Genomic DNA, 25,886 nt, shown 5'->3' with positions numbered 1-25,886 from the left:
AAATCGATAAGTCGAAGGGAGGAAAAGCTAGTGAACTTGAGTTATTGATAATTTAAAATGACTTATTTTTTAGCTTTTGACAATTGGTCTGCTAACAAAATTGCATTGTAGGCATTAACGATTTTTCCAGAAGTGGAAATCTCTTTAAAGTTTCTTTTGTCTTTAACATCACCACCTAAGATTACCACCTTGTCAATTGCGATTCCAGAATCCATCAAGATCTTTTTCACTTGTCCAGCACTTAACTTAGGATAGTATGCACGAACCAAGGCTGCTACACCAGCTACATTAGGAGAAGCCATAGAAGTTCCTTGTAAAAAGTCGTAAGTATTGTTTGGAACCGTAGCATAAATTTTTACACCTGGTGCAAATACATCAACATCATAATGTCCGTAATTGGAAAAAGGAGCGATTAATTTTTCGCTAAATTCTGGATTTAATGCACCAACAACTAAGAAGTTATCAGCAATTTCTTTACCCATTTTTACATTGTCGTTTGGAAAACGATCCACACCACCATCTTTGTTTAAATCTAAGGCGTCATTTCCTGCAGCAACTACAATCAACACATCTTTTTGTGCAGCATAAACAATCGCATCGCGAACCCATTGAGAATGGGTTTCAAAGTATTTACCAAAACTACCGTTAATTACTTTAGCTCCGTTGTCTACAGCGTAACGAATAGCCAGTGCAATGTCTTTATCGTATTCATCTCCGTCTGGCACAGCGCGTACGGCCATGATTTCAACTACATCAGAAGCAATACCATCACCACCTAGATTGTTGTGACGTTCTTGTGCTATAATTCCCGATACGTGGGTACCGTGCATCGCTTCATCGCGGTCTGGTCCTAGAACATTGTTATCTCCGTAAACAACATCTTTAATATCGTCGGGGTTGTCGCCGGTTAAAGCCCTACCGTCAAATTCTAAATTCAATTGGTAATTTAATTTGCTTTCAACCTGTTTTCTGTATTTATCCAAAATCGAAAGATCGTTACCTCTGCTCATAATACCATACATGATATTTTTTGCTGAGACGATTTTTGCATCGGCCTTGGCATCTATCTTTTCTAAATCTTGAACTGTATAAGTGTCCGCCTTAAAGTATTCTAACAATTGTTTGTTGGCATTTAATAAAATGTCAACACGCGTTTTACTCTCGGCAGCTTCGCTTAATTCTTCGCGGTGTTTGGCAAGGGCTTTTTTATATTGAGCCGAACCGTCGTCACCTTTTTTTACAATACGGGTGTATTCTAAATTCTCATGAACGGCTTTGCCCAAAAAGTTCCAGCCGTGTATATCGTCTATAAAACCATTTTTATCGTCGTCAATACCGTTTGCAGCCTTTTCTTTCGGATTAGTCCAAATAGCCTTTTTTAAATCGTCGTGTTCGATTTCTACTCCCGAATCAATTACTCCAACAACAACCTTTGTTGCTTTTTTACCTTTTAGTAATTCGTTGTAAGCTCGGTCAACAGACATTCCTGGTACGGTATCACGAACTAAATCTAAATGACTCCATCTTTTTAATTGCTCATCTGTTAACGCAGTTGTTCTTTTAGGTAAATGATCAACTCCACTGATAGGGGTGTAATTAGCGAATTTTGTTCCTCCACAACTCGCTAGCACTAGGGCTAAAGTTGCAGATAAATAAACCGGTTTTAATAAACGCATCTGGTATTTTTTAATAGGTTATAATTTATTTCCAAGGCCGAATTTAGTGATTTACGGCTAAATAACAATTCTTTTAACTCAAACAGCCTTTAAATAAGTATAAAAAGCTTATCGCGTTGTCCTCGTTGTACAAATTACGCAAACAATCTCTTCATCTGAAAGTAAATCGGATGAAATTTTTGTTTTTATATTGAAACACAGGTTTTTAGGGGTTTTTTATTGCCATCTATCTAATAATTCACGCTTGCGAAAACCTTTTTTAAAACCGATGCCGGACCACATTAAAGTTTTTTTAACGGTTATGACCTTTAAAGTTTAACATAATCACTTGGACTGATTGAATTCACATTATTTTAGTTCACAGTTTTTTATTTATTTAGATAGTGTTTTTTTAAGGAAAGTAGTAAAGAAGAGAATCGCTGTGCTTTTTTACAAGTATATTTTGAGTAGCGCTATAAGTCAGTTATTCTTTAGGGGATTTGTGTATCAATAACAAAGCCTTAGGAGATAGGCTATAACGTTTTACCGTATAAGTCATTAATAGAGTGGCAGTGTTTTATAGTTTGAACGCAGGAATCCATCCATATAAAATAAAATAAGGCAAATAGCATACTCCAATTATGGCGAATGCTATTTGTTTAAAAAATTAAAAAATATCTTCACAGCGGAAAACCTCGTTGAGGCGAACACCTTTGTCGGTATTTTGTACCGTAATAATTTGGTTGTGTGCATCGTGACCCAATAACAGGTAGTAATTTTCGTCTGCCGCCGTTTTTAAGAATTTTTCTTTTTCCTTTAGGGTTAATAGCGGTCTGGTGTCGTATCCCATAACATAGGGTAAAGGAATATGACCAGCTGTAGGAAGTAAGTCAGCTACATAAGCGATTTTTTTTCCTTGATAATCGATCAGTGGAATCATTTGTTTTTCGGTGTGCCCGTCGGCAAAAAAGATTCCAAAATCCAATTCCGATTTGGCAAGTAAATCGTTTTCAGGTCTTGTGATAAAAGACAACTGACCGCTTTCTTGAATGGGTAGTATGTTTTCTTTGAGGAAAGAAGCTTTTTCGCGATCATTTGGGTTTACAGCCCAGTCCCAATGTTTGTCATTGGACCAATATTTGGCGTTTTTAAAAGCGGTTTCATAACCCGTGCGATCCGCATTCCAATTGATGGCCCCTCCAGAATGGTCAAAATGAAGATGTGTTAAAAAAACGTCGGTGATATCGTCACGATGAAATCCGTGTTGTGCCAACGATTTATCGATCGAATAATCACCCCAAAGCGAGTAATACCCGAAAAATTTATCCGATTGTTTGTTTCCCATACCCGTGTCAATTAAAATCAATCGACTACCTTCTTCAATCAAAAGTAAACGAGCAGCGATGTCAATTAAATTGTTCGAGTCCGCTGGATTGGTACGGTTCCAGATAGTTTTGGGTACCACACCAAACATCGCACCGCCATCCAACTTAAAGTTGCCGCTTTCTATAGCATATAATTTCATGATTGTCTTTGTTTTTGTCAGACGCAAATTAATCATTTTAATTGAGGGTTACAATTCCTAATTGGACAAGCAGTCGATCGCAAACCAGTTTAGTCCGTATTTTTATAGCTCATCGTAGGTTGGGCTGGGAAACTGTGGAAATGAAAACGGAATAACCCTCAGATATTAAAAGGTTTAAAAGCCGAGTGACTGTTCGAAAGGGCTAATCGAAAACAGACAATTCGCAGAAAACGATTGGATTTTTAAATTCTCGTCAAAATATGAAAAATTAAAAAAGTATGATATTTGTCATGTTTGTTTATACGGATTGTTAAATACTTTTGTTTTTGTTTGTTTAAAGGGTGCTAAAGTGTTTTTAATACCGTAAAATTGAATCGTTTAAAAAATGTTAAGTTATTGGTTATTATGTGATTAAAACAATAAGTTTTGACTATTGCGTCATTAGTTATAAAAATGTTATTCCGTATAGGAAACCGCATTTTTTATAATATCTTTGCAATAGTTTTAGAACTAATCCATATAAACACATGATAAAAGTTTCAGATACAGCAAGTAAGCGCGTGGCGCTACTAATGGAAGATGAGGGATTTGACGTAGCTAAAGATTATGTTCGAGTGGGCGTAAAAAGTGGCGGATGTTCCGGACTTTCCTATGATTTAAAGTTTGACCACGATTCAGGTGAAGAAGATAAGATTTTTGTTGACAACGGGGTGACCATAGCTGTTGATAAAAAGAGTTTTCTATACTTGGTAGGAACAACTTTAGAGTTTGAGGGTGGTTTGAATGGGAAAGGTTTTCAATTCAACAACCCCAATGCAAACAGAACCTGTGGTTGCGGCGAGAGTTTTTCTCTGTAATTCAGAGTTTACGTATTCGCATTAGACAGAAAAAACGAAGACAGGTTTACAAGACCTGTTTTCTCTATTAAAGAAATTTTATTTATTGAACGAAAACTTAGGGATTAAGTATATCCAGGGTTTTTAGATTTAAAAAAAAATATGAGCAAATATACCGAAGAAGAACTTAAAAAAGAACTGGAAACCAAGGAGTACGAATATGGTTTTTATACCGACATCGAATCGGAAACTTTTCCTATTGGATTAAACGAAGCGATTGTTCGTGCGATTTCTCTTAAAAAGGAAGAACCGGAATGGATGACAGAATGGAGACTGGAAGCTTTTCGTGCTTGGCAAGAAATGATTGAACCGGAATGGGCTAATGTTCATTATCAAAAACCGGACTTCCAAGCGATTTCTTATTACTCAGCTCCAAAGACAAAGGCTAAATACGACAGTATTGATGAGGTTGATCCTGAATTGTTGGATACGTTTAACAAGTTGGGCATTTCTTTGGAAGAGCAAAAACGTTTAGCAGGAGTAGCTATTGATATCGTGATTGACTCCGTATCTGTAGCCACTACTTTTAAAAAGACATTGGCAGAGAAGGGAATTATTTTCTGTTCGATATCCGAAGCGATTCGCGAGCATTCCGAATTGGTTAGAAAATATTTGGGAAGCGTTGTTCCGCGTAAAGACAATTTTTATGCCGCTTTAAATTCAGCGGTATTCTCTGATGGATCTTTCTGTTATATACCTAAGGGTGTACGTTGTCCTATGGAATTATCTACTTATTTCCGTATCAATCAGGCTGGAACCGGACAATTCGAAAGAACCTTGGTTATTGCTGATGAAGGAAGTTATGTGAGTTATTTAGAGGGATGTACAGCGCCGTCTAGAGACGAAAACCAACTGCATGCTGCAGTGGTGGAATTAATTGCTTTGGACGATGCTGAAATAAAATATTCTACCGTTCAAAACTGGTTTCCTGGAAATAAAGAAGGTAAAGGTGGGGTATATAACTTTGTTACGAAACGAGGATTGTGTGAAACCAGAGCGAAGATTTCTTGGACTCAGGTGGAAACCGGTTCTGCTGTAACTTGGAAATACCCATCATGTATCCTAAAAGGAGATCATTCTATTGGAGAATTTTATTCTATTGCAGTGACTAATAATTTCCAGCAAGCCGATACGGGAACCAAGATGATCCATTTGGGTAAAAACACTCGTTCGACGATTATTTCGAAAGGTATTTCTGCCGGAAAATCTCAAAACAGTTACCGTGGATTGGTTCAAATCGGTGCTCGTGCAGATAATGCGCGTAATTTTACCCAATGTGATTCTTTATTGATGGGTGATCAATGTGGTGCGCATACATTCCCTTATATCGAGGTAAAAAACAGTACGGCACAATTGGAACACGAAGCAACGACCAGTAAAATTGGTGAAGATCAGGTATTCTATTGTAATCAAAGAGGAATTCCTACAGAAAAGGCGATTGCCTTAATTGTAAACGGATTCTCCAAAGAGGTTTTAAACAAACTTCCGATGGAATTTGCTGTAGAAGCACAAAAATTATTAGAGATTTCCCTAGAGGGAAGTGTTGGATAATTGACAGAGAACTTATAGATAAAACATATAATAAAACAACAGAGTTTTGCAATCGCAGATTCGCATCTAGAATTTCAAATCTCAAATTCAAAATCAAAGCATGTTACAAATTAAGAATTTACACGCTAGCGTAGAAGATAAAGAAATATTAAAAGGAATTAACTTGGTAGTTAATGCCGGAGAAGTTCACGCGATTATGGGCCCTAATGGAGCTGGTAAGAGTACCTTGTCTTCTGTTATCGCTGGAAATGAAAATTTCGAAGTTACTCAAGGAGAGATTCTTCTTGAAGGAGAAGATATCAAGGAAATGGCACCAGAGGAAAGAGCGCATAAAGGTGTTTTCCTTTCGTTTCAATATCCTGTTGAGATTCCGGGAGTATCGGTAACGAACTTTATGAAAACGGCTATTAACGAATCTAGAAAAGCACAAGGTTTGGAAGAAATGCCGGCTAACGTGATGTTGAAAAAGATTCGTGAGAAATCGGAAATGTTGGAAATCGATCGTAAATTCCTTTCCCGCTCATTAAACGAAGGTTTTTCTGGAGGAGAGAAAAAGAGAAATGAAATTTTCCAAATGGCCATGTTAGAGCCGAAGTTGGCGATATTGGATGAGACGGATTCCGGTTTGGATATCGATGCTTTGCGTATCGTTGCTAATGGAGTTAATAAATTAAAAAGCCAGGACAATGCGGTAATCTTGATTACGCATTACCAAAGATTGTTAGAATATATCGTTCCAGACTTTGTACACGTATTATACGATGGTAAGATTGTGAAAACGGGTGGAAAGGAATTGGCATTAGAATTAGAAGAAAAAGGTTACGATTGGATTAAGAACGAAATCGAGTAATTCGATCGACCACTTAAAACAATTATCAATCTAATTTAGAACTGCACATTATGGAATTGAAAGATAAATTAATATCCTCTTTTATCGCTTTTGAACAAAGAGTTGATGTCAACAGTGAGTTGCACAACCTGCGTTTGGACGCTTTAAAAACCTTTGAAAACCAAGGCTTTCCTACTAAAAAGGATGAAGCTTGGAAATATACTTCTTTAAATGCCTTGTTAAAAAACGATTTTAGTGTTTTACCTAAAAGCGAAAAGGCAATCGACTTTAAAGACGTTAAAAAATATTTTCTAAACGATGTCGATACCTATAAATTGGTGTTCGTTAACGGCGTATTTAGTTCGTATTTATCATCGACTACACATGATGGAATCGATGTTTGTTTGATGTCTTCGGCCTTAAACAAACCCAAATATAAAATGATTATCGACACCTATTTCAATATGGCTGCCGATAAAACAGATAGCTTAACGGCTTTGAATACCGCTTTTTCATTAGAAGGAGCTTATATCAACATTCCGAAAAGCAAAGTGGTTGACAAGCCTATAGAAATTATTAACTTCTCGACGGCCAATAGTGAACAAGCCTTGTTTACACAACCGCGTAATTTGGTTGTAGTAGGTGAGAATGCTCATGTTCAAATCATCGAACGCCATCAGAGTTTAAGTGATAATACGGTATTGACCAATAGTGTAACAGAAGTATTTGCTCATAAACGCGCTATTGTTGATTATTATAAATTGCAAAACGACAATCAAACGGCTAACTTGATAGACAATACCTTTATCGTGCAAAAGCAGGAAAGTGTCGTTTCTGTACATACCTTTTCTTTTGGAGGAAAGTTGACGCGTAACAACCTAAACTTTTCGCAAGATGGAGAGCGTATAGACAGTACCTTAAAGGGAATTACCATTATAGGCGACAAGCAACACGTCGATCATTATACTTTGGTTTCGCATAATCAACCGAATTGTGAGAGCCACCAAAACTATAAAGGAATTTATGACGGTGCTTCGGAAGGCGTGTTTAACGGTAAAATCTATGTGGATCGCTTGGCCCAAAAAACCGATGCTTTCCAACAAAACAACAACGTATTGTTGACCGATAAGGCTACGGTAAACTCCAAGCCACAATTAGAAATTTTTGCGGACGATGTGAAGTGTTCTCACGGATGTACGATTGGGCAATTGGATCACGATGCCATGTTTTATATGCAGCAACGCGGTATTCCTAAAAAAGAAGCACGCGCTTTGTTGATGTATGCCTTTACCAATGAAGTATTGTCCAGTGTAAAAATACCGGATTTAAAAGAAAAAGTATCCAAACTCATCGCGACCAAATTAGGTGTTGAAATGGGTTTTGAAATCTAAAATACGATGTATCAATCTCAATATAAAAGCCAGAGCTATCATAGTTCTGGCTTTCGTATTTAAAGCCATTTTTAAAAGGATAAGTTAATGGTATGGCGTGTCCGCTTTTAGGGCTTAAACAGCCCTTGTAAGCGGCCAGGCTGTTCGCTATATCTTTAACTTCGCTTCGCTTCGTCAAAGGATGCCGCTTCCATCCTTCACGCAGCTAACTAGAAATCATACCAGATAATCGAAATTCTGTAATTCTGAGAGGTCTTTAAGGGGGTGGAGACAGCTTTCTTGTAGTATATAGAGTTTATTGCTCAACTCCAAAACAGTATGGTAATTGTGGTCAACGATAATAATACCGCGATGTTGGCTGGCTTTTGTAATAAGTTTCTGTATTCTTTCAACAGTTATGGGTGCTAAACCTTGAAAGGGCTCATCGAGTAAGGTAAATTTAGAAGGCGAACTAAGAATTAGCATAATCTCTAAATACCGCAAATCACCAAAGGAGAGTTCCTTAATCTTTTTATCGGTTAAGGAAAGGATGATGTCATCTTTATAAATAGCCTGTTTTATATCGTTTTCTAAAAAAAGTGTAATCGCTTTAGATACCGTTAAATAGGGAGGAATGAAGCGATGTTGAGGTAGATAATTAATGGTCTGACGTAGCGAATACAAATGATTGACTTTCACTCCATCAACGGCTAAATATTTGTGTTCGCAATTAAGAACGCCGTAAATAATTTCTAATAGCGTTGTTTTACCGGAACCGTTTCGACCCAAAACACCGACTATTTCACCTGTCTTACAACTTAAGGCGATATCGGTAAGTATCGCCCTACTGCCCCGATGCTTAACTATACTGTCTGCTATTAAATGATGAACCATATTAGAGTGAAATAAATGAATAGCGATACGATTACATTGATCAACGAAGTGACTACTAGGAGTTTGGTTTTTGTAATGCCACAATTATGATAGTAAATATAAAGGTGGCTTTTGTATATTCTAAAATATCCCAATACCATTGCAAATCCTAAAGTAGAGTAAAAAATTAAAATGGATGGAAGATTAAATTTAAACAAAAACAAAAGTAGAGATAGCGGAGCATTGAGTATAAAAACTTCTTTATAAAACTCTAAAAGCAACCTTATTTCTCTGTTGGTAATCATCTTTAATAAATTTGTTCCTAATTCCGCATAAGGAATTTAAGCCGTCGATATGTTTAAATTAAATATCGTTTACTGTTTTTATCTTATAAAAAATCAGATTTTGAATCTATTCAGTATGATGTAAATATAACAATTACTATATAAAGACCTAATTTTCAATGACATTATTTTTTTATCTACGGACAACAAAACTCTAATAAGATTCTAATTTCCATTTTTAATAGCCAATATCGCTTTTTGTTATTTTTGCATCGTGTTGTAAATAATAGATTTATAAAAGATTGATGGCATAGCAAAATAGCTTCTTAATAAAGCAGCTTGTTACTTGCACAATCTTAGCTATAAAGTTCTATTTAGAATTTCAATCCGTGACGATGTAGTTGCTTAATATTCGGAGTTGTGAATGCGTACTTTTTTAAACCTCAAACTTGGAGACCACTCCTTTTATACGTGCTGAGCCGTTCTGGTTTCGGTACTGTTGAACACTATTTTCAATACCAGTTCAACGACCCTCCCTCGTTTTAATACCTCTTTTGCTTTTTTAGATGCCTAAAATTTAATATTAGTCATCGTTTCTTCTATTCAATAGGAATATGGAGTGGGTATTGGTATGCCCCAATTCAAGGGAGGATTTTATTTGATATATCGTAAGTTTTAATCGATGATGCTACCACTTTGGTTGTTGTAAGCCGATTTACTAAAAAAGGGCTTGCTACTAAAAGACAGCAATCATCAAATACAAATAGCTATTTATGAAAACTAAAAAAAAGAAATTTTCTCAGGAAAGAGAAATTTTAATTACATCTCATGCCGTTGACCATATAGACGAGTGTTTTCAAATTTTTAACACTTCCGAACAGGGACTTAGTTCTTTAGAAGCAGGGCGGCGTTTAGAAGTTTATGGGAAAAATGAAATTGTACATCAAAAGGCTCCGGCAGTAATTTGGCAATTGTTATTGGCCTATAAAAACCCTTTTATTTTTGTTTTGGGAATTTTGGCTATCATTAGTTTTTTTATGGATTTTTGGTTGCCATACCGTCAAGGAGAACCTACAGAACTCGCTGGATGTATCATCATTTCAACCATGATTTTTATTAGTGGTATGTTGCGTTTTTGGCAAGAATATAGAACCAATAAAGCGGCTGAATCTCTTAATTCGTTAGTTAAAACCACAGCCACTGTACGCCGTCGAACCGATACGAATGCGGGGGGGCTTATACTGGAGGTCGATGTGGAAGAACTGGTTCCGGGTGATATCGTACAGCTTTCTGCAGGAGATTTGGTACCGGCCGATATCCGTCTGTTTACATCCCGTGATTTGTTTGTTAGTGAAGCAGCCTTAACTGGTGAATCGATGCCGGTTGAAAAATTTGATATACCCGGTGATCATGACGTATCGGAGAATTCGGAAAGCACTGACGCCCTTCATGATTTGTTGCGTTTGAATCACATCTGTTTGATGGGGACCAATGTAACTAGTGGAACGGCTTCCGGTATGGTTTTTTCAACGGGTAGTGAGACCTATATCGGTTCGTTGGCAACCTCGATTGTTGGTAAAAGACCGGATACCGCGTTTGACAAGGGAGTTAATAGTGTGAGTTGGCTATTGATTCGATTTATGATGGTGATGGTTCCGGTAGTGTTTTTGGTAAACGGATTAATTAAAGGAAATTGGATGGATTCCGTATTATTCGCTTTAGCAGTAGCCGTTGGACTTACCCCAGAAATGTTGCCCATGATTGTGAGTGCCAACTTAGCTAAAGGAGCTATTAATATGTCGAAAAGAAAAGTGATTGTCAAGCGCTTAAATGCCATTCAGAATCTAGGGGCTATGGATGTTTTATGCACGGATAAAACGGGAACCTTAACACAGGACGAAATCGTACTAGATCGCTATATGAATCTCAGTGGAGCAGATGATGAGCGCATATTGCAGTGGGCCTGGTTGAACAGTTTTCATCAAAGCGGTGTCAAAAACTTAATGGATCGGGCCGTGGTTAAATTTACTGAAGAGCGGGAAGATTTCGAAGCCTTTACGTATCATGCGAAAGTAGATGAATTGCCGTTTGATTTTGAAAGACGCAGATTGTCAGTGATTGTCAATGATGCGTCCGACAATCATATCTTGATTTGTAAGGGTGCTGTTGAAGAATTGTTGGATATTGCCACTCATATTCGCCTTAATGACGAATTTTTGCCTATGGACGATAAGGTTCGTTCGTACATCTTGGAAAAAGCAACAGCATTTAATAAATCGGGATACCGTGTTTTGTTAGTCGGAATTCGAGAGATTCCCGAGGTGTTTACGGAAACGCATTATACTTTGGAGGTAGAACAGCAGTTGACTATCGAAGGTTTTCTAACCTTCCTGGATCCGCCTAAATCATCGACAAAACCCGCAATTCAAGCTCTTTTGGACAACGGTATTCAAGTCAAAGTATTGACTGGTGATAATGTGGAGATAACGAGAAAAATATGTCGTGAAGTCGGTATTGACGATACAAATTGGTTGGTTGGGAGTGATATTGCACGCATGAATGCAGAGGAGTTGAGTGAGGCTGTTGAAAAAAACTCCATATTCGCAAAATTATCGCCCTTACAAAAGAATACGTTGCTTAAATGCTTGCAAAAAAATGGACATACAGTCGGTTTTCTCGGTGATGGAATCAATGACGCACCTGCCTTACGGGATGCAGATGTTGGAATATCCGTAGATTCTGGAACAGACATCGCCAAAGAGTCGGCAGACATTATTCTATTGGAAAAGGACTTGATGGTTTTGGATGAGGGTATTTTGATTGGCAGACAGACCTTTGGCAATATCATTAAATATTTAAACATGACAGCCAGTTCCAATTTTGGGAATGTGTTTTCGGTTATTGTCGCTAGTGCTTTTATTCCTTTTTTACCGATGTTGGCCATTCATTTGCTGCTGCAAAATCTAATTTATGATATATCACAACTGTCCTTGCCTTGGGATAAAATGGATCGTGATTTCCTAAAAAAACCACGAAAATGGGATTCCAAGAATATTGGTAGATTTATGATGTGGATCGGTCCAACTTCATCTATTTTTGATATTACGACCTTTGCGGTTTTGTGGTATATTATCGGAGCCAATAGTGTTGAACATCAAGCCTTGTTTCAGTCTGGTTGGTTTGTAGAAGGCTTGTTGTCTCAGACTTTAGTCGTGCATTTGTTACGAACTCAAAAAATCCCATTTATTCAAAGTACCGCTACTTTACCCGTATTGGTGTTAACTGGAATGGTGATGTGTTTGGGCTTGTATATTCCGTTTTCTCCTTTGGGTACTTATATAGGATTAGTACCATTACCAGGGTCGTATTTCCCGTGGTTGCTGGGTATATTGTTGAGTTATTTTGTCGTTGTGCAAACTATTAAAACAATCTACATCCGTCGATTTGGGCAATGGTTTTAGCGGTAAAAGCTTTATTATACTATGCGATGATTCTAAAAATCATCGCATAGTATATAAATGCCTTTTAAGAATCGTTGTCTTTATGGAGCTGTTCGATAAAATAAGAGGGTTTAAGCCCTGTTCTAGCTGTAAAAGCATTGGTAAAGCTTCGGGTGCTTGTAAAGCCTAATTCATTAGCTATAGCGCTTATTTTATAAGAACGTATGGACTTGTTCTTTCTCAATAACTCCAGGGCATGGTCAATTCTCAAATCGTTGACATATTGATTGAAATTCTTGTTTTTGTAAGTATTGATGATTTTGGACAGATAAGAGGTATTTGTTTTCCATTGCTCTGCCAATTGAGATTGCGTGATGTTCTGTTGTAGAAATTCCTTATCCGTTTGAAAACTCTCGAGTTTTTGCAATACATATCTAATGATATCTTCATGTATATCAATGTTTTTAGAGAGCGAACTGTTTTTGAGTTCCGGGATGATTTCGGGTACCGTTTCGGCTATTTCTTCGGCTTGGGGACTCGGACGAAGTAAGGCTTCGTATTTCTTGCGATAAAGACGTTGTTTTTTGTAATATACTACAGTTGTAATTCCAATGGACAAGATGATAAATAGCGCTAGTGCATATAAATAAAGCGCGTTTTTCTTGTTGGTTTCTATTTGTTGTTCTAACTCTCGTTTGTACTGAAATAAGTTTTTATTATCGTATTCTGTATGTAGATAATTGTTTAAAAATTTGTAATCTTCTCGCAATAAGCTGTCTATTTGAATTAGGGTATTGGTATAATTCAGTTGTTTCTCTAAATCTTTTTTATCTTTATAATATTCTATGAGAAAAACATAAGCTTGACGCAAATCTAAACTCGTTATTTTCTTCTCTCTAAACAAGTTATCGACATTTTGGAAGTAGACTAATGCTTTTTCTTTTTGGTTTAAATCCCAATAGTTTTTGCCGAGAAATAGATAAGTAAGATGTTCGTTAGTGTAGTCTTTATTGTTTTTGATTCCGTCGAGTGAACCTTCGAGTAGGGCAATGGATTTGTCGTGTTTTTTTAAAGCATACTGAACAATTCCTTCAGATTGTTGAAAGTAAAGTTCTTCTTCGGTTAATATAGTGGATATCTGTATTTTTTTGCAAGCTTCAAGGCCTAAGATATTATATTCGCTAGATTTTATATAGTCGCCAAGTTGGTAATAGCATTTGCTGATAGAGCGAATGGAATTGATATAGCCCAGAAGATTGTTGATATCGTTTTTGTCGCGGTAATAAGCTGCGCATTCGTTGTATATTTCTAGCGCTTCGGTGAAAGAACCCAAATAATATTTGACGTCACCAATGCTATATCTTATTTTGTGAAGCATATATAAATCATTGGTTTTGGAGATATATTCTTCTGCTTTTAAACTGTTTTCTACGGAAATTTTGTAGTTCTTTTGTAAGAAATAAATGGTTCCATAGGTTTGATAGGCGATGCTAATGAGTTTGTTGTCATTAGTTGATTTGGCCAGATTAAAAATACTATCGGCATAGGTGATTTGAACGGATTCCGGCGAGCGAAAAAGCTTTTTTCGATAAGCATCAATCAATTCTGCCTTGTTGTCTTCTCTCTTTGCTTTTTGAATGTAAGTGTTTAAATATTTTTTTTGTAGGGGGCTATTGAGCTCTTGCGAATCAATTAGTGTCGCTAGTTCGGCGTAGGTTTTCTGTGCTAAATTTTCTGTTTGAGCTTGTGAAAAGGTGCTTTTGAGGAGTAAGATTATACTCAAAAAGAAGATTTTCCCTAGATAGCTTTTACCAATTAGTCGCATTTTTAATGTGTTTTAAGCAAAACTACAATATTTTATGCTTGATTTAAAAAACTTAAAATCAATTATATGTATATTTTAATGTATGTAAATTTATAAATCTACACTATAAATAGTTGTATGAATGAATTTATACAACTAGTTTTGAAAAAGTTAAGTAACAAAATAAGACCACCATACTAATCACTATATAACGATGAAAAAAACATTAATATTATCCATTTCTCTAATGGCACTTTGTACTGCATGTTCAGTAGAGTCCGATTCAGTAGTTTCGGTTTCCAATAAAGAGCAAGTTGTGAAATCAACTTCAATAAGCGATCTAACATCTGCTTCTTTGACTTTGACAAAATATTTTTACAATAATAACAATTCTGAAATGGAAATTGGCGAGCTAGTTAAAACAGTTGATGGCTTAGCTAAGTCTGATTCGTTTTTGAAAGAATATAGTTTTTTGGCAAACGCATATGCTTCCGTTTCGACTGAAGATATTTCTAGGATTGTTGATAAAGATTGGAGCGTACTCGATAATGTAATGTATTCGAGCGAATTTCAAATGCAAGTATTGAAGATGGTTAATGGGGAAGAAAATTTGGATAGTTATAGTAAAGAAATTGCTAGCAATCCAGATTTAAACCTGTCTGAAAAACAAATTTTGTTTGACGGTATAAAAATGAGTGTGGTTTCATTAGAAACTGGCGTTGATGACGAATGGAGAAAAAGAAAATTTATGGGGTATTTAGTAGCTCAATATGATAATGATTTAACTGTAGTTATTACAGCAACTGTTTTGGATATTGCTATGAAACAGTAAATTGTTGTTTCCCTTACTAAGTAGTCCGGACTACTTAGTAACAACAACAACAACAAGAAATAAAGATTTTTTTTATTCAAGTTAATGTTTTTTCTTTTTTAATGGGTGTATTAAAAAAGGATGGTTTTTCAAATGGAAAAAAGCAATCATTGTCGTTATGATTGCTTCTTTTCCAAATAACATTATTCAGAATAAATTATTTTTACACATTTTGCTAAAAAGAGGTCGTACTAGTGATTAAGTACGGCCTTTTTTTTATTGTAAATAAGGGCAAAGGTATTCTTAAAACACCGTTTTATCGTAATAATAAAGTGCTTTTTTATGATGTTTTTATGCTTTTGAGCAATTATGCTTTTTAATCGTTATTTTTTAATTATTTTTACAAAAAAAAATGAAAAAACTGTTGTGTCTGTTTTTGGTCTTTGCATTGTTTGTGAGCTGCAGTTCGGATGATACGAATTCACTAAATAATGGAAATAAAGAGCTTATTTTAGGAGTTTGGAATTCTAAAATTTATACCATTAGTGATAATGGAAAAGTTGTTTATATTCCAGATCAAAGTGAAGGTGCTCGTATAGATAAGTATAAATACGAATTTAGAAGGGATGATAATATGTTCATATGGTACTATTACCCAGGAGGTACTTTTTTTGGAGGGGGATATGAAGTGTGGAATAATGCGTATTACATTGAAGGAGACTCGTTGTCTTTTGTAAATGAGGAGATGAATACCAGTACTTCTTATAAGATTGAAAAATTAACGAAAGACGAGTTAGTAATTTCGTATATAATTGATAGAGGAGCAGATAAAGGTTTGTTACATACTAAATTTATGGTGCGTTAGTTATGAGAAAGATTTTTAATTATTTTGGTGTGTGTTTGTTAGTGGTTTGTTTGTTGTCTTGTAGCTCAGACGACGATACATCAAAACAAAAGGATTTATTGACAGGTAAATGGGTGTGTTTTGAGTCGTTTCAGAGTGATAAGGGTGATGTCGATTCCTTTTATTATGAACTTCCAGTTGTGATTTATGAGGAGCGTGAGAATTCTTATATTGCGTTCAATAAGAAGGGGGAAGGATTTGATGTAGTAGTGGAGAAAGGGTATCTAAAATCTATAAATGATTTTCAATATAAGGTAGTAGATGGTTTAATGAACGCTTATAATAGAGAAGATTCCGATCTTCCACTTATACAACGTTATGAAATCATCACCTTAAACCAAAGTGTGTTAAAGTTAAAGACAGCGATAAACAGTAAGTCATACACGGTTAGAAAGTACTATAGAGTTGTTGAATGGAATTCAAATACAACGTATCAGGATATCTTAAATGACTTTGGGGTAACTCTCCCCGATTAATAAAGATTTGATTAGATTAAAAAAACATAGGGCTTTCTCAATTTTGAGAAAGCCCTATGTTTTTTTATGATTCGCAACTGCTACAGTTGACTAAATTGGTAACCATTTCCTTAGAAACACTTTGGCTACGTTGGTAATATAGGGTCTTGACACCTAATTGCCAAGCTTCAATCATTAAACGATTAACTTCCTTAATGGCGAGACCTGATGGTATATTAAGGTTGAGGCTTTGCGCTTGATCAACAAACTTTTGTCTTATAGATGCTTGTTGGATAATTTCCAACTGACTGATTTCCTTAAACGTTTTAAAAACAGCTTTTTCTTGCTCAGTAAGCTCGTCCAATTGTTGTACACTTCCGCCGCTTAACATGATGCTTCTCCAAGTGTCTTCATTGTCGATTCCCTTTTGTTCTAGTAGGATTTTTAGGTATTTGTTTTTACGCATAAAATTCCCTTTCGACAATCCAGCCTTGTAATAATTACTGCTAAAAGGTTCGATTCCTGGCGATGTTTGCCCAAGTATAGCAGATGAGGAGGTAGTCGGTGCTATGGCCATGGTAGTAGTGTTTCTTCTTCCATAACCTTTTAGTATTTCCGGTTCTCCATAAATGCGAGCTAGATCTTGAGTGGCTTTGTCAGCGCGTTGTTGGATTCTTTGAAAAATTTCTGTGGTCAACATCTTGGCTTCCATTCCTTCAAAGGGAATGTTGTTTTTTTGTAAATAGGAGTGCCAGCCTAATACGCCCAGTCCTAATGCGCGATGTCTTTTTGCAAAGCGATTTGCTGATGCTAGATAATAATTACCTTCTGTTTTTTCTATAAACTCCTGTAAAACTGCATCCAAAAAGAAAATAGCCAATTTTACGGCTTCCGTATCTTTCCATTCGTCGTATAATTCCAAATTCATAGATGAAAGACAGCAGATAAACGATTCGTCATTTGATGAGGGCAGCATAATTTCGGAGCAAAGATTACTCGAATTGATACGCATATTCAAATCTTTATAGACTTGGGGTTTGTTCCTGTTTACATTGTCTGAAAAAAACAGGTATGGCATTCCCTTTTGTTGGCGACTTTCCAAGATTTTGGCCCATAATTGTCTTTTTTCCGGATTGCCATCAATCATTTCTTGCATCCAATAGTCCGGTATAGATACTCCGTAAAATAGATTTTGTATGGGATTCCCGATATTTCTTATTTGAATAAACTCTTCACAATCGGGATGGTCAATATCGAGATAAGCTGCAAAGGCACCACGACGAACACCGCCCTGTGAAATGGTATCCATAGCCGTATCAAAAAGTTTCATAAAACTTACAGCGCCACTGCTTTTACCATTATCGGTAACTGCGCTTCCGCGCTCTCGAAGGTTTCCGAAATAGCCAGATGTTCCACCTCCAATTTTGGTTTGCATAATAACTTCACCGAGCTTGTGCGTGATGTCTTCGATACTATCTGGAACATGTACGTTAAAGCATGAAATAGGCAAGCCTCTTTCGGTGCCCATATTAGCCCAAATCGGCGAGCTTAGGCTCATCCATCCGCGCTCAATCATCTCTATGAACGAATCTTTTAATTCGGGCTTATACAGACGTCTCGCGGCTGCGGAACAAATACGGTCAATAGCTCCTTCTACGGTTTCTCCTTTAAGAAGATAACCGCGATTTAAGATTTGTTCACTTTCGGAATTCTTCCACCATAGTTTTTCTCTAAGGTGTACGGATTCGTCGGTTTGTAAGGGCAGTTCGTTATGTGATGTAATCATTTTTTCTTTTTCTAACAGTTGGCAATTTTTTAAAATAGGTCGTCGGCTGTGATGCTCTTATCGTGTTTGGTGTAGTCAACAGGTCTTTTAGCGAAGAAATCATCCAGGCTATTGGCGAAAACCTCTTCTTCAAACCAAGCCATGGGCTTGTATTCTTCGGCGGTAATCCCATAAATGTCTTTTAGACCAATCTTTCTCATACTTTCGTCAACGCGAAATTTCATAAAGTTTAACAAGTCTTCCTTGGTAACAATCTCGATTTCACCGTTTTCAAAAATCCATTCGAGTATGTTCTTTTCAATTTCAATCGAATGTTTGACAACCTCTTGTATGTGATTGACCAATTCTTCGTCAAAGAAATCGGGAAACTCTTCTCGTATGGCATTGATGATATAAATACCAGCATTGGCGTGAACTTGTTCGTCTATTGAAGTCCAGGCAATAATATTGCTCACGTTTTTCATAAGGCCTCTAAATCTAGTAAACGAAAGAATAATCGCAAATTGACTAAACAATGAGACATTTTCTATTAATAGTGAGAATAAAATTAAAGACACCACATATTTTTTGCGATCGGTTGAATTGGCATTCTCGAGTACTGTCGACAAATAATCAACGCGTTTTTTGATCACAGGAACCGTTAAAAGATCTTCAAACTCATCATTGTACCCCAAAACCTCTAAAAGCCGGGAATAGGCCTCAGAATGGCGAAATTCGCATTCCGCGAAGGTGCTTCCCAATCCGTTAAACTCCGGTTTTGGGAAATGATGGTAAATATTCCCCCAAAACGATTTAACGGCCACTTCAATTTGTGCAATCGCTAGTAAACTGTGTTTGATTGCAATTTGCTCGCCCTTGGTTAAATGCGAATGAAAATCTTGTGTGTCCGCAGTAAAGTCTACTTCGCTGTGTACCCAATACGATTTGTTGATGGCTTCGGTAAACTGATATACACCCGGGTACTCGAAAGGTTTGTAATTAATTCTTTTATCAAAAATGGACATACTTAAAAAATTTTTAGATTAAACCATAGAAACTGATTTCGTTTTTCTTCTAAAAAATTTTTATTTTTATTCTGATTTATTCAGTAAATAGTGAGTTTGTTTAAAGAGATAAACAAATTAAAAATAAAAATTCGAATTGAAATAACAAATCGAGATTGCTCTTTATTTAAATCAAAGCTACAATTTAAAAGCTTCTTTTTCAATAATTTGAAAATAAGTTTCGGTTTTGTTATCAACATTTGTTTGATAAGATTTTATAAAAAAAACCCCTCTAAAATTGGATATTTCAAATATCTTTTTTCAAAGGGGTTTTTTTATCGACAATCGTAATAAATAGGGAAAATGCTTAGTCCGTTACCATAGCTTTTTCTATAGGAGTATTGCTTTTTACTACTACAAAATTAGAAATAGCATAATAAGCGTGTTTGTTGTCGGTCGTTGCTTGCATATTATTTGTCCAGGGTTCAAAATAATATTCAAAGGCAAAAGATTGTCCAGCTTTAGCATTTTTTAAGATGTCGATTCTCGTTGGTACTGCCATCCCTGGACACCATCCAGCACGATCTGGTTGCCAGTTTCCTTTTTGTGCTTTTATCGGATTAGCGGCACAGCCAATAGGTCCCAAAACATGTTGAAAGGCGTCTTGTTGGTCGATTTTGATTTGATGGGTTCTAAAACACCATTCGGCACAACCTCTACCACCTTGGTCTAGCGGAGTAGCGTGGCCCCAGCCTGAAATGATAGTTCGGATATGTGTGCTTTCTGCGTTTTGGGGTACATTAATTGTTTTCTGTAGATCGAAGTTATGTGCTTCACCATAAGGCACTCCCTCTAAAGAGTTTTTATTGTATTGTAATATTGGCGTTACTGCAGAATACTTGAAGTCCGGTTTGCCATAGATATAGTCGAAATCAACACTTACTAACCAACCGTCTGCTCCCCATACTTCTGTGAAGATTCTCAATTCAGTAGGTCCGGTTAATACGGATTTAAAATCGGTTACATCAAATTCCAATCCTCTTGCTAAAGGAGAAGAATCTTTTCCGTAAGGCGTGATGTATCGTCCAATTTCGTACCAAACTCCCGTTTTAGGGTCTTTGACTTGAACATTGGCAAATACGTCCCAAATGTTGCAGGGACAATCGAATTGGACGTACATTTTTATAGCTTGTACTTTTTCGATATCGGTTGGTAAATTTACGGTTTTATCGGCAGACTGATTTTTACCATCGCCAAAAGCTACTATTTGTTTCTGGAAGGTTTTAAAATTATAGGTTCCCTCTTTAACGGGCTCTGGTTCTGGCTCTGGTTCTGGAATAGGTGGTATAATAATTTCATTAGGGCTATCGTCTTTGCTGTTGCAGTTTGCTGTAGTCAATACTATTCCTAAAGCAAAGAGACAGAGTACTAGTTTTTTTTTCATAATTATATGTTTTTTTTGTTGATAGGTTGTGGGTAAAAATAGCAATTATATTAATTATCTTTACTAAACTGATAAAAAAAGTGGAAAACTAATTAAAGAATTCCACTTTTCACAAAAAAAACTAGTAAGAGATGCTTTATGATAGCGAAGCTATAAGTTCTTTCCAACTGGTTAATTCTGGAATGCCTGGTTTTCTCTTTCCGAAAAATTGAACAATGATTTCTCCCATTTCATTGAAGACTTCTATAGAAGTTACTTCGCCGTCTTCGGTGGGTTTTCTAACTATCCAAGTTTGAGCAACTTTGGTCATGTCTAAGTGCATATTGAAATCTGGATCTAATATGTTGTACCAGTTTTCATGCCACATGGTTTTTTTGACCTCACCCGTATGTATTTGAATGTTTCCTTTATTACCGACAAATACCATAATGGGTATTTGTTTACTTGCTGCTGTTTCGAGCATGCTTACAATAGCCTCTTTTTCTATGGGTTTTGCATAATATTCACTTGGCGCTAAGCGGAGTGCTTGTGTACGAGTTATGCTGTATTTTTTTAATAAACCATAAAAGTTATGTGTGTCCTGTAGGTTTTCCCAGTCGTCTTGAAACCCTTTTACATCGATTTCCTCATCCATTCTTTCTTCCAATTGCAGTTCAAGACTTTCAACGGGTTTTTCAACGGATTGCATCGGTGATTGGTCGTCTGATTTAAACTTGTTGACCAATTCGTCAAAAGCTTTTTCATCGCTGGCAGGAGTTAAGTAAATCTTGTGAATTGCCTCGCCATCTTTTCCAAAAAATTGAAGACTTTTGCGTTCCATTCTTTCAGTCTTTTCTACTACGGCGAAGGCCGTAGACCATTGACCGATAAAAATTCTTAAATCAATATCTTCATTGACAAACAATCCGGCATGAGGGGAGCTGAAATCCGGGTTTAAATAAACACCCTTTCTTTCGTGTACACATTCATTATTACGGGTTAGTCCCATTACTTTACCTAAAGTTTGAACTTCAGATAGAATTTCTTTCATGTCCGTTTTTAAACGTATGGTGCTGTCAGGGATTTGTGTTGCCAAAAGTTCCACTTCACTAACCTCAAGTTCTTGAGCTGCGTTTCTAATTCTTAAGTGGGGTCTTTCCGATTTTAAAAGGGCCCACTTTTCTTTTAAAGAAGATGTTGCGGTATTCATGAGTATGTTTTTATTTAAGTTCCAAAAATTATTAGAGGGTTGTTGTTTACAGGATTAACGCAAACCGTACAGGGAAAATTATAAACCGAGCTTATTATATCTCGAGTTAAGACCTTCTCTGGTGTATCATAGCAAATTTTCTCCCCCTTTTTTAAGAGTAGAATTTTGTCAGAAAATTGTGCGGCAAGGTTTAAATCGTGTAAAACCACAACTGCAGTATTCCCCATTTGTGTAAACTGCTTGATTAATTGTAATATCTTGTGTTGATGTAACACATCTAAATTGTTGAGAGGCTCATCCAAAAATAGGATTTTTTCCTCCACTCCATTTTCGAGTTGTGCTAAAACCCTAGCCAAATGTACTCGTTGCTTTTCCCCGCCAGATAGACTGTTGTACGGTCTTTTTTGTAAAGACAACACATCGGTTAATAGCATATTGGTTTCTATGGCTTGTTCATCTTCTTTTGAAGGTTTGCTATCGAAATAAGGATAACGTCCCATCATAACAATTTCTTTGACATCCAGAGGGATGTCGGCATTGTTTTGTTGGGAGAACTTGGCTTTGTGTTTGGGTAATTCCTTGACGTGCCATTTATGATAAGGAATGGATTTTAGCTCGATTTCATTCTTATTGGAATCAATTTCATTGGCCAAAACACTTAACAAGGTCGATTTCCCTGCGCCGTTGGGTCCCAATATGGTTATTAACTGCCCCCTTTCGGCAGCAAAGTCAATATCTTTTAAAATGGTAATACCACTTTTTACTTTATAATTAACTTGGGTTACTTTAATCATTATTATAAAGATTTTTTAAACCTAATTAAGATAGCAATAAATACAGGTGCTCCCATAATGGCTGTCAGTATTCCTATAGGAACCTCAGAAGGAGCAACAATGGTTCTACTTATCGTATCCGCTGTTAATAATAGGATACTTCCCAATACGGCTGATAGCGGTAAAATTAAATAGTAATTGGATTTAAATACCAATCTCAGTATATAGGGAACAATCAAGCCTACAAATCCTATCGTTCCCGCAAAAGCAACTGCGGTTCCAACTATTAAGGCCGAAAAAACAACAATCCGACGTTTGATTTTCTCTACGGGTATACCCAAGTGTTCGGCATCTTTCTCTCCGAGCATCATCGCATTTAAGGCTTTTCCCTTGTTTAGTAAAAAACCAAATGAAACGATAATAACCACTGCCATAATTATATTTTTTGTCCAATTTGCTCCAGCTAAACTTCCCAAGGTCCAAAAGGTTAAGTTCCTCAGTTCCTCTTCGGAAGATAAGTAGATCAAAAGACCTGTTGCTGCACCTGTTAAGGCTGTAATTGCCACACCGGATAACAATAAAATCACAATATTGGTTCGGCCATCTATCGTGGACATCTTATATACAAAACTCATCGTAATCAAAGCCCCGATAAAACTCATAATGCTCAATAAAGAGTAGTGTATACTCTCGGGTATATAGGGTTTAATATAAACACCTAATACGATGGTAAAGGCTGCAAATAGCACGGCTCCTGAAGTTATTCCTATTAAATCTGGGGAAGCTAAAGGGTTTTTAAACATCCCTTGAAGGCAGGTTCCAGAAACAGCAAGACCACTTCCAATTAATATGGCCAATACAATCCGAGGCAATCGAATTTGATAAAAGACGTAATAATCACTAGCATTAACAAGGTGTTTGTTAAAAAATAAATTTACGATAAGATCGAAATCGTTGCCTTCAAATTGGTAAACCCCTATAAAAAGAGAACCGATCGACAAGAGCAACAGTATGATTAATAAGAGTGCAAGATAAACGGTTAACCTTTTTTGCATTATTTGCTCAATAATTCATTTAATTGTATAGCTGCGGTTCCCAAACGCGGTCCAAAACCGGAAAGAAGTTCGCCGTCCATAGCGATTATTTTTTTGTTTTTTCCTGCTTTTGTAGCGTTAATACCATCTACTTTTAATAGACCGTCTATACCGCCTAAGCTTTCAAGTCCCGATGTAAACAATAAAATTACGTCTGGATTTCCTTTGATAAGAGATTCCGGAGTCAAAGGTTTGTAGTCGCTAAATTCTGTTATAGCATTTTGACCACCCGCTAAGGCAATTATCTTTTCAACAGGTGTTTCTGTTCCGGCAACCATTAAAGTTCCAGCTCCTCTTGCATAGATAAACAACACTTTGGGTTTTGGTTCAATCGGTTTTAGCTGGGCTAAATCACTTTTGATTTTCTCAGTCAAGTGTTTATAGTCGGTTTTCCCTAATTTTTTAGCAACTTGCTCAATCATTAGTTCTGTACCTTTTTCAGAATATTCTTGTTTTACCAATTCCAATTGAATGCCAGAAGCGGTGATTTTTGCTTTTAAATCTTCGTTTAAATCCTTGTCAGATGCAAAAATAAGTGTAGGCTGTAGGGCTATAATAGATTCCAAAGAAAGGGAACGAACATGACCTAAATCTTTTGCGGTTTGCTTGATGTCCTCTGGATAAGTGCTGGTTACATCTACACCAACAATATTAGTGCTTTCTCCTAATGCGGCCAATATTTCAGTAACTGCACCGTTGAGTGAAATTATTTTTTCGATCTTTACATCTTCCTTAATCTCGGTTGTATCATCTTTTTTTGTCTTGTCTTGGCAAGAAATAAACAGCACTGTTGCAAGTGCGATAGTCAACATGTTTTTCATATAACGCTATTTGAATTAAATCTAAATAAAGGCAAATCTAGATTTTTTTATTGAGTTATAAAATATAATTAGATTAATTTTAAATTAAAATTTTAATTTATAGTTTGGGGAATAGCTATCTTTGCTTTAAATATTAGTAGGTGTGATTACAAACACTAACTTTGTATAAAATTGAACATAAGATGTTAGATATTCAATCCATAAGAGCCGATTTCCCAATTTTAAGCCAACAGGTGAACGGTAAGCAGTTGGTTTATTTTGACAATGGGGCAACAGCTCAAAAACCACAGCTAGTATTAGATGCTATTGAAACCTACTACAGTACTATAAACGCCAATATACACCGAGGTGTTCACACTTTAAGCCAGTTAGCTACGGATGCTTATGAAGAGTCTCGTTTAAAGATTCAGCGTCATATCAACGCTAAAAGTGTTTATGAGGTGCTTTTCACCTCCGGGACTACATTTGGTATTAATTTAGTAGCACACGGATTTGGGAGCCTTTTAAAAGCAGGCGATGAAGTATTGATTTCTGCTATGGAGCACCATTCCAATATAGTGCCTTGGCAATTTTTATGCGAGCGCACAGGAGCCGTGCTAAAGGTGATTCCAATGAATGAAAAGGGGGAATTGATTTTGGAAGAATTTGATAGATTATTAAATTCAAATACCAAGGTAGTTGCGGTAACACATGTATCCAATGCTTTGGGAACAGTTAATCCGATAAAGTATATTATCGATCAAGCACATGAAGTGGGAGCGGCTGTATTAGTCGATGGAGCTCAAGCCACACCGCATATAAAGCCTGATGTTCAGGCCTTAGATTGTGATTTTTATGTTTTTTCGGGACATAAGGTTTTCGGACCAACGGGGACGGGAATCTTATATGGTAAAGAAGAATGGTTAAATAAATTACCTCCCTATCAAGGAGGTGGTGAAATGATTAAAGAGGTTACATTTGAGAAAACCACTTATGCTTGTTTGCCTCATAAATTTGAAGCGGGAACTCCAAATATCGCTGGTGGAATTGTACTGGGAGTTGCAATCGATTATATGAATAATATTGGATTTGACCAGATAGCGGCCTACGAGAAAGAATTGTTGGAATATGGAACGAAGCAGTTATTGCAGATTGAGGGACTTCATATTGTTGGTACAGCTGCGGAAAAAGCTGCGGTAATTTCATTCAACATTGAGGGAATTCATCCCTACGATATTGGCGTTATAGTTGATAAACTTGGCGTTGCCGTGAGGACAGGACATCACTGTACGCAGCCTATAATGAACTTCTTCGACATTCCAGGAACAGTTCGAGCTTCTTTTAGTTTTTACAACACCAAAGAAGAAATCGATGTTTTGGTCGAAGCTGTAAAAAAAGCAAAACAGATGTTGTCATAAAA

20 protein-coding genes are annotated in these 25,886 nt (G+C 36.4%); 9 read left to right on the top strand and 11 right to left on the bottom strand.

All coding sequences use genetic code 11. The annotated features are described in order from the left end of the window. Window positions 1-62: 62 nt before the first annotated feature. Window positions 63-1,676 (bottom strand): S8 family peptidase, encoded by a 1,614-nt coding sequence (locus KO524_RS06595; RefSeq protein ID WP_219292078.1) that lies wholly within the window; start codon window positions 1,674-1,676, stop codon window positions 63-65. A 646-nt stretch (window positions 1,677-2,322) separates the two neighbouring features. Then, the gene (locus tag KO524_RS06590) at window positions 2,323-3,180 is read right to left on the bottom strand and encodes an MBL fold metallo-hydrolase (RefSeq protein WP_219292075.1); all 858 of its coding nucleotides are present in this window, start codon (window positions 3,178-3,180) and stop codon (window positions 2,323-2,325) included. A 527-nt stretch (window positions 3,181-3,707) separates the two neighbouring features. Here KO524_RS06590 and KO524_RS06585 point away from each other — a divergent pair. The 4 genes from KO524_RS06585 (at window position 3,708) to sufD (ending at window position 7,847) form a co-directional block, all read left to right on the top strand. After that, entirely contained in the window at window positions 3,708-4,037 is a 330-nt protein-coding gene (locus KO524_RS06585; protein WP_219292072.1) for an iron-sulfur cluster assembly accessory protein, read from the top strand. 141 nt (window positions 4,038-4,178) lie between these two features. Further along, complete coding sequence (sufB, locus tag KO524_RS06580; RefSeq protein WP_219292069.1) at window positions 4,179-5,627, top strand: Fe-S cluster assembly protein SufB; 1,449 nt, start codon at window positions 4,179-4,181, stop codon at window positions 5,625-5,627. Window positions 5,628-5,727: 100 nt separating this feature from the next. Then, entirely contained in the window at window positions 5,728-6,477 is a 750-nt protein-coding gene (gene sufC, locus KO524_RS06575) for a Fe-S cluster assembly ATPase SufC (protein ID WP_219292067.1), read from the top strand. A gap of 50 nt (window positions 6,478-6,527) precedes the next feature. After that, window positions 6,528-7,847, top strand: a complete 1,320-nt coding sequence (gene sufD / locus KO524_RS06570) for a Fe-S cluster assembly protein SufD (protein ID WP_219292064.1) — start codon at window positions 6,528-6,530, stop codon at window positions 7,845-7,847. A 216-nt stretch (window positions 7,848-8,063) separates the two neighbouring features. On the opposite strand, the gene KO524_RS06565 is transcribed toward sufD, so the two are convergent. After that, entirely contained in the window at window positions 8,064-8,720 is a 657-nt protein-coding gene (locus KO524_RS06565; RefSeq protein ID WP_219292060.1) for an ATP-binding cassette domain-containing protein, read from the bottom strand. Between the two features lie 1,036 nt (window positions 8,721-9,756). Here KO524_RS06565 and mgtA point away from each other — a divergent pair. Next, window positions 9,757-12,444 (top strand): magnesium-translocating P-type ATPase, encoded by a 2,688-nt coding sequence (mgtA, locus tag KO524_RS06560; protein ID WP_219292057.1) that lies wholly within the window; start codon window positions 9,757-9,759, stop codon window positions 12,442-12,444. 64 nt (window positions 12,445-12,508) lie between these two features. Here the strand turns inward: mgtA and KO524_RS06555 are convergent, their stop codons facing one another. Then, window positions 12,509-14,206: a helix-turn-helix domain-containing protein gene (locus KO524_RS06555; RefSeq protein WP_219292055.1), complete on the bottom strand. Its 1,698-nt coding sequence runs from the start codon at window positions 14,204-14,206 to the stop codon at window positions 12,509-12,511. Between the two features lie 235 nt (window positions 14,207-14,441). On the opposite strand from KO524_RS06555, the gene KO524_RS06550 reads away from it, so the two are divergent. The 3 genes from KO524_RS06550 to KO524_RS06540 all read left to right on the top strand — a co-directional run bounded on the left by KO524_RS06550 (window position 14,442) and on the right by KO524_RS06540 (window position 16,418). Beyond that, complete coding sequence (locus tag KO524_RS06550; protein ID WP_219292052.1) at window positions 14,442-15,059, top strand: hypothetical protein; 618 nt, start codon at window positions 14,442-14,444, stop codon at window positions 15,057-15,059. 391 nt (window positions 15,060-15,450) lie between these two features. Then, window positions 15,451-15,903 (top strand): hypothetical protein, encoded by a 453-nt coding sequence (locus KO524_RS06545; RefSeq protein ID WP_219292049.1) that lies wholly within the window; start codon window positions 15,451-15,453, stop codon window positions 15,901-15,903. A 2-nt stretch (window positions 15,904-15,905) separates the two neighbouring features. Then, a complete protein-coding gene (locus tag KO524_RS06540) occupies window positions 15,906-16,418 on the top strand; it encodes a hypothetical protein (protein WP_219292046.1) in 513 nt (170 codons plus the stop codon). Between the two features lie 64 nt (window positions 16,419-16,482). Here the strand turns inward: KO524_RS06540 and KO524_RS06535 are convergent, their stop codons facing one another. The 7 genes from KO524_RS06535 to KO524_RS06505 form a co-directional block, all read right to left on the bottom strand. Further along, window positions 16,483-18,183 (bottom strand): ribonucleoside-diphosphate reductase subunit alpha, encoded by a 1,701-nt coding sequence (locus KO524_RS06535; protein ID WP_219292042.1) that lies wholly within the window; start codon window positions 18,181-18,183, stop codon window positions 16,483-16,485. Between the two features lie 29 nt (window positions 18,184-18,212). Next, complete coding sequence (locus KO524_RS06530; protein ID WP_219292039.1) at window positions 18,213-19,187, bottom strand: ribonucleotide-diphosphate reductase subunit beta; 975 nt, start codon at window positions 19,185-19,187, stop codon at window positions 18,213-18,215. Between the two features lie 346 nt (window positions 19,188-19,533). Beyond that, window positions 19,534-20,610 (bottom strand): peptide-N-glycosidase F-related protein, encoded by a 1,077-nt coding sequence (locus tag KO524_RS06525; protein ID WP_219292036.1) that lies wholly within the window; start codon window positions 20,608-20,610, stop codon window positions 19,534-19,536. 136 nt (window positions 20,611-20,746) lie between these two features. Beyond that, window positions 20,747-21,799 carry a hemin-degrading factor gene (locus tag KO524_RS06520; protein WP_219292034.1) on the bottom strand — a complete coding sequence of 351 codons (1,053 nt, stop codon included), beginning with the start codon at window positions 21,797-21,799 and terminating at the stop codon, window positions 20,747-20,749. Window positions 21,800-21,813: 14 nt separating this feature from the next. Continuing rightward, window positions 21,814-22,593: a heme ABC transporter ATP-binding protein gene (locus tag KO524_RS06515; protein ID WP_219292030.1), complete on the bottom strand. Its 780-nt coding sequence runs from the start codon at window positions 22,591-22,593 to the stop codon at window positions 21,814-21,816. Between the two features lie 2 nt (window positions 22,594-22,595). After that, window positions 22,596-23,627: an iron ABC transporter permease gene (locus KO524_RS06510; RefSeq protein ID WP_219292027.1), complete on the bottom strand. Its 1,032-nt coding sequence runs from the start codon at window positions 23,625-23,627 to the stop codon at window positions 22,596-22,598. Next, window positions 23,627-24,487 carry a hemin ABC transporter substrate-binding protein gene (locus tag KO524_RS06505; protein ID WP_219292024.1) on the bottom strand — a complete coding sequence of 287 codons (861 nt, stop codon included), beginning with the start codon at window positions 24,485-24,487 and terminating at the stop codon, window positions 23,627-23,629. Before KO524_RS06505 ends, KO524_RS06510 begins: the two co-directional genes overlap by 1 nt. A gap of 182 nt (window positions 24,488-24,669) precedes the next feature. On the opposite strand from KO524_RS06505, the gene KO524_RS06500 reads away from it, so the two are divergent. Beyond that, window positions 24,670-25,884, top strand: a complete 1,215-nt coding sequence (locus KO524_RS06500; protein WP_219292021.1) for an aminotransferase class V-fold PLP-dependent enzyme — start codon at window positions 24,670-24,672, stop codon at window positions 25,882-25,884. Window positions 25,885-25,886 lie beyond the last annotated feature (2 nt).

This window comes from Flavobacterium sp. NKUCC04_CG (genome assembly GCF_019345525.1).
Classification (GTDB): domain Bacteria; phylum Bacteroidota; class Bacteroidia; order Flavobacteriales; family Flavobacteriaceae; genus Flavobacterium.
The sequence above is the reverse complement of the archived record's forward strand: the minus strand, read 5'-3'. Positions and strand labels throughout refer to the sequence as shown.

What these genes read in the sequence shown, in the direction of transcription:
- KO524_RS06595 (WP_219292078.1), bottom strand. Translation starts at nt 1,676, where the DNA reads ATGCGTTTATTAAAACCGGTTTATTTATCTGCAACTTTAGCCCTAGTG.
- KO524_RS06590 (WP_219292075.1), bottom strand. Translation starts at nt 3,180, where the DNA reads ATGAAATTATATGCTATAGAAAGCGGCAACTTTAAGTTGGATGGCGGT.
- KO524_RS06585 (WP_219292072.1), top strand. Translation starts at nt 3,708, where the DNA reads ATGATAAAAGTTTCAGATACAGCAAGTAAGCGCGTGGCGCTACTAATG.
- sufB (WP_219292069.1), top strand. Translation starts at nt 4,179, where the DNA reads ATGAGCAAATATACCGAAGAAGAACTTAAAAAAGAACTGGAAACCAAG.
- sufC (WP_219292067.1), top strand. Translation starts at nt 5,728, where the DNA reads ATGTTACAAATTAAGAATTTACACGCTAGCGTAGAAGATAAAGAAATA.
- sufD (WP_219292064.1), top strand. Translation starts at nt 6,528, where the DNA reads ATGGAATTGAAAGATAAATTAATATCCTCTTTTATCGCTTTTGAACAA.
- KO524_RS06565 (WP_219292060.1), bottom strand. Translation starts at nt 8,720, where the DNA reads ATGGTTCATCATTTAATAGCAGACAGTATAGTTAAGCATCGGGGCAGT.
- mgtA (WP_219292057.1), top strand. Translation starts at nt 9,757, where the DNA reads ATGAAAACTAAAAAAAAGAAATTTTCTCAGGAAAGAGAAATTTTAATT.
- KO524_RS06550 (WP_219292052.1), top strand. Translation starts at nt 14,442, where the DNA reads ATGAAAAAAACATTAATATTATCCATTTCTCTAATGGCACTTTGTACT.
- KO524_RS06545 (WP_219292049.1), top strand. Translation starts at nt 15,451, where the DNA reads ATGAAAAAACTGTTGTGTCTGTTTTTGGTCTTTGCATTGTTTGTGAGC.
- KO524_RS06540 (WP_219292046.1), top strand. Translation starts at nt 15,906, where the DNA reads ATGAGAAAGATTTTTAATTATTTTGGTGTGTGTTTGTTAGTGGTTTGT.
- KO524_RS06535 (WP_219292042.1), bottom strand. Translation starts at nt 18,183, where the DNA reads ATGATTACATCACATAACGAACTGCCCTTACAAACCGACGAATCCGTA.
- KO524_RS06530 (WP_219292039.1), bottom strand. Translation starts at nt 19,187, where the DNA reads ATGTCCATTTTTGATAAAAGAATTAATTACAAACCTTTCGAGTACCCG.
- KO524_RS06525 (WP_219292036.1), bottom strand. Translation starts at nt 20,610, where the DNA reads ATGAAAAAAAAACTAGTACTCTGTCTCTTTGCTTTAGGAATAGTATTG.
- KO524_RS06520 (WP_219292034.1), bottom strand. Translation starts at nt 21,799, where the DNA reads ATGAATACCGCAACATCTTCTTTAAAAGAAAAGTGGGCCCTTTTAAAA.
- KO524_RS06515 (WP_219292030.1), bottom strand. Translation starts at nt 22,593, where the DNA reads ATGATTAAAGTAACCCAAGTTAATTATAAAGTAAAAAGTGGTATTACC.
- KO524_RS06510 (WP_219292027.1), bottom strand. Translation starts at nt 23,627, where the DNA reads ATGCAAAAAAGGTTAACCGTTTATCTTGCACTCTTATTAATCATACTG.
- KO524_RS06505 (WP_219292024.1), bottom strand. Translation starts at nt 24,487, where the DNA reads ATGAAAAACATGTTGACTATCGCACTTGCAACAGTGCTGTTTATTTCT.
- KO524_RS06500 (WP_219292021.1), top strand. Translation starts at nt 24,670, where the DNA reads ATGTTAGATATTCAATCCATAAGAGCCGATTTCCCAATTTTAAGCCAA.